4 protein-coding genes are annotated in these 4,137 nt (G+C 47.7%); 2 read left to right on the top strand and 2 right to left on the bottom strand.

Annotated elements, in window-relative coordinates; all coding sequences use genetic code 11:
* Nucleotides 1–354 precede the first annotated feature (354 nt).
* Nucleotides 355–1,245, top strand: coding sequence for an MBL fold metallo-hydrolase (locus tag A3751_RS13110; protein ID WP_068456756.1), 891 nt, complete (start codon nt 355–357; stop codon nt 1,243–1,245).
* A gap of 199 nt (nt 1,246–1,444) precedes the next feature.
* Here A3751_RS13110 and A3751_RS13115 read toward each other — a convergent pair whose 3' ends face one another.
* Entirely contained in the window at nt 1,445–2,038 is a 594-nt protein-coding gene (locus tag A3751_RS13115; protein WP_068456759.1) for a glutathione S-transferase family protein, read from the bottom strand.
* Nucleotides 2,039–2,099: 61 nt separating this feature from the next.
* On the opposite strand from A3751_RS13115, the gene A3751_RS13120 reads away from it, so the two are divergent.
* Nucleotides 2,100–2,810: a hypothetical protein gene (locus tag A3751_RS13120; protein ID WP_156492441.1), complete on the top strand. Its 711-nt coding sequence runs from the start codon at nt 2,100–2,102 to the stop codon at nt 2,808–2,810.
* On the opposite strand, the gene queG is transcribed toward A3751_RS13120, so the two are convergent.
* Nucleotides 2,790–3,881 (bottom strand): tRNA epoxyqueuosine(34) reductase QueG, encoded by a 1,092-nt coding sequence (gene queG / locus A3751_RS13125; RefSeq protein WP_068456763.1) that lies wholly within the window; start codon nt 3,879–3,881, stop codon nt 2,790–2,792. The two genes, A3751_RS13120 and queG, sit on opposite strands and share 21 nt — an antisense overlap.
* Nucleotides 3,882–4,137 lie beyond the last annotated feature (256 nt).

Here is a 4,137-nt window from a genome sequence, read left to right on the forward strand (position 1 = left end):
GCTATGACCGCAAACGCCATGCAAGGTGATCGTGAAAAATGCCTTGATGCGGGTATGGATGACTATATCAGTAAGCCAATAGACGTAGAGGTACTATCTGCGAAATTATCAGAATGGAGCGAGCGTTAGCCTCCATAGAAGTAATGGTGCTTTAATGGGCTTTGTAAGGTTTACGTCGAGGAGCTGGTAATAAGAAGTGCGTGGCTGAAGGCGCGTGTGCAACACAGCGTTGCAATAACACGTCTTGCTAGTCTTCTTGGTTTGAGTGACAGTATTGGTCACCAAACAAAGTCCTAGGGCAAGCCGATGCGCATTTTATTCCTTCTCTTAATATTCATTTTTTATAGCGTTAGTGTGCACTCCAGCGAAGGGGAGACGAAGCGCTCCGACAGCAACGCCTCTGATTTTAAAAGCGTCGATGCTCCGCAGTTTAGTGTTATAACAACAGGTTACTCTGCAGGAACGCTCGAGGCGATGGTCGTCGAAGGTGGTGATGTGTTTGAAGTGCGCACGCTAGCGCATCCTGCTGTTCTGGTGCGTCATCCAAAAGGCGTTTTGCTTTGGGATACAGGTCTTGGCACTCAGCTTGAAGACCAAATGGCCTCATTCTCTTGGTTTGATCAGCAGCTGTTCAAAGTGGTTGACCATAAACCAGCCGTTGAGCAATTGCGTGAGGCTGGTTTCGACTTATCTTTGATCGATATGGTGATTCCAAGTCATATGCACTGGGATCATGTGAGTGGTTTGGAAGATTTTTCTCCGGTTCCGGTATGGGTTCAAGAGGTAAGTTTTAAAGAGGCGCAAGAGGGTGAGCCTCCTGGCTTCGTCGCATCGCAATTCGATGATCCGAGCATTAATTGGTCTTTTATTTCTTTAGAGGATGGTGCTTATGAGGGATTTGCCCAGAGTATGGACGTGTTTGGTGATTCAAGTGTTGTGCTAGTTGATACCTCGGGACATGCGCATGGACATTTGGGGATGTTCCTAAACCTTGAAGGTGGTGCGCGTTATTTCTTTATTGGAGATACTACCTGGGTATTAGAGGGTGTGACCAATAACAGCTCAAGGCCTTGGCTAGTGAAAACAATCGTCGGCGTTGATGCGGATTTTGAACAGAATGCAGGCGTGGTTGAAAAGGTGCATCAATTAAGCGTCGATCAGCCCGATATCGTTATCGTTCCTGCGCATGATGAGCGCGTGCTTGAGTCCCTGCCTGCATTCCCAGTATTTTTTCCTTCTGGCTGAGGTTTAGAGCTTGATGCGGAGATCCATTTTATTCGCGCTCTCTGATATTGTGCCTTTTGAATGAGGCGTGAGTGTTTTGCTCTGCGCGTCGTGTATGTTTCTCGATCCATTCATAAATTCAGGTTTGGCAACGTGTCGTAGGATGCTGAATCCTAGTATCCGATCGATGGTTGAGAGCGATCTATTTTCAAAGCTGTAATCACATCGCTTCGAAGTTACGAAGGCCTTTCATTTTATTGATCCACGCTTTGACGCTCGGGTAATTATTGAGGTTAAAGCCGCCTTCTTCTGCAACGTGGGTATATGCGAATAGGCTTATATCCGCTGTTGTCGGATAGTCGCCAGTTAGAAAAACCGTGTGATTGAGCTGCTCTTCCATTACGGCTAATGCTCTGTTGCCGCCTTCTTGTTTGTCGAGGTAGTCTTGCTTTCGGTCATCGGGTAGCCCCAGATATTTGTTAATAAAGCGTGCTACTGCGATATAGGGCTCGTGACTGTATTGCTCAAAGAACTGCCATTGATGAATTTTTGCTCTTATCCAAATATCTGCAGGGTAGTACATGCTGCCTTCGCAGAGGTAGTTGAGGATTGCATTTGATTCGCTGAGGGTGTCTCCGTTTTCAAGTTCGAGTAGGGGGATCTTTCCGTTTGGATTTTTCGCTAGAAAGTCTGGCTCTTGAGTGTCGCCCTTGAGTATGTCGATCTCTATCCATTGATAGCGAATATTTAGAAGGCTCCCTGCAAGAATTAATTTATAGCAGTTGCCTGATTGACGATCTCCGTATATTTTCATGCTCGATCCTTCGTTGTCGCAGCAGCGGCAGTGTAGCAAGACCGATGGTTTAAGGAAATATATGGCTAAGTGGTATCCAATTGAAACTTGTTCTGGCGTCGAATATGCGCGTTATATCGTTCCGAATTTTGCCTCTAACACGATCAGCGTGGCAGGAAAGGAGGGGGTGATGACTGTGATCAGCCCGGGAGAAAGTCTGCTTGAGAGTTTTGCCCAGAAGCATCCTGAGCATGATATTGATCAAGGTCGACGGTTGCGCTTGGTTATGCCCAATAGTTTTCATTACATGGGGGTTGAAGCATGGAAATCTCGCTATCCGAATGCACAGCTTTTTGCTTCAAAAAAAGCCATTAAGCGTCTAAACAAAAAAGGCCTTTTCGATATTTCTGAGCTTCAGCGCGGCATTCCTCATATGGATGGGCGGGCATTTTGGGCGATTCCGCCAGGGCATCGAGGTGGTGATGCGTGGCTCTGTATGCCGGCTGGGGATGGCTGGTTATGGGTGACGTGCGATAGCTTCTTGCACTATCCGAGGATGTCTAACCAGCCCGTTGCGCGCATTATTCAGAGAGTAATGGGTGCTGCGCCCGGCTTGAAGCTTAGTCGTGTCATTAAATACTTGTTGATGTCGGATAGAACCGCGTTCAAAAGCTGGTGTACAAAATTTATTGCGGAGCATCCGCCTAGTATATTATTGCCATCGCATGGTGAGCCATTGCTCAGCGAGCAATTGTCGAACCAGCTGCAGGCGCTAATCGATGATCGTTTGTGAATGCTGCTCAAGCGCCCAGGCTACATGCTCTCTCACGAGTGCTGAGCTTGCGTCTGCTTGAGTTTGAAGTGCTTGAATAACATCCGGCTTGCTTGGTGCGTTGCCCAATGCAACGGCGATGTTTCTAAGCCAACCCTCATAGCCGGCGCGTCGAATTGCTGAGCCTTCCGTGTTTTTTAAGAACTCTTCCTCAGTCCAAGAAAAAAGCTCGGTGAGTTTTGCTTCGTCGAGTTTGTTTCTGGGTGAAAAGTCATCTTCGGAGCTGTGTTCTGCAAATTTATTCCACGGGCAGACAAGTTGGCAATCGTCGCAACCAAAAATACGATTACCTATTGGTTTTCGGAGTTCTAAGGGAATTGCGTTTTTGTTTTCGATGGTCAAGTAAGAAATGCACTTGCGGGTGTCCAGCGAATAGGGGCCGTTGAACGCATTGGTTGGGCATACATCAAGACACGCTGTGCAGCGACCGCAATGCTCTTGCTCATAGGAACCTGTTAACGGTAGTTCCAGGTTGGTGTATATCTCGCCCAAAAAAAACCACGAGCCGGCCTCGCGGTTTATGATCATCGTATTCTTGCCGAACCAGCCGAGGCCCGCCTGTTGCGCGATTGCGCGTTCGAGGACGGGCGCGCTGTCAACAAAGGCGCGGAAATCTAATTCAGCTTCGCTTTGCTCTCGGATAAAACCAATCAGGTGCTTGAGTCGGTTTCGTATGAGCTTGTGGTAGTCGCGGCCCAGTGTGTATCGACTAACATACGCCGCTTCAGGGTCGGCAAGCTGTCGATTTGCGCTTTCCATTTCTTCAGGTAAATAGTCCATGCGCACCGAGATGACTCGAAGCGTGCCTTCAATCAATTCATCGGGTGTCCAGCGCTTGCTGCCATGGGTGTGCATGTAGTCAAGATCGGCGTGATAACCTTTTTGAAGCCATTGTTTATAGCGCTCAACATGTTGGCCCAAATCGGTTGAGGTAACGCCTAACTGTTGGAAGCCAAGCTCTTTTGCTCGGTTTTGAATAGCGCTCCACAGAGCGGGTGAAACAGGTGCAAGGTTATTTGTTGATCGTGACATGATGTTAAGTGAAGAATCCGGGGTGCTTTGCTAAGCTTAACAAATAAGTACTTGCTTAAGTTAAGGCTGTTTCTAGATTTGTTTTCTACAAACTTGCGTTAGTTTAGCAAACTGAAGCAATTAATGTGTCGCCGGGCCTGTTTTGACATGCAAATATCCTTGGTAAACGAACACGCCACCGCGGAATTTGGGGCGAGATTGGCAAAAGCACTTTCGGCGCAGGCGCTGCCGTTGATTGTCATCTATCTTCAGGGTG

The sequence above is a fragment of the Oleiphilus sp. HI0080 genome (assembly GCF_001635135.1).

What these genes read in the sequence shown, in the direction of transcription:
- A3751_RS13115 (WP_068456759.1), bottom strand. Translation starts at nt 2,038, where the DNA reads ATGAAAATATACGGAGATCGTCAATCAGGCAACTGCTATAAATTAATT.
- A3751_RS13120 (WP_156492441.1), top strand. Translation starts at nt 2,100, where the DNA reads ATGGCTAAGTGGTATCCAATTGAAACTTGTTCTGGCGTCGAATATGCG.
- queG (WP_068456763.1), bottom strand. Translation starts at nt 3,881, where the DNA reads ATGTCACGATCAACAAATAACCTTGCACCTGTTTCACCCGCTCTGTGG.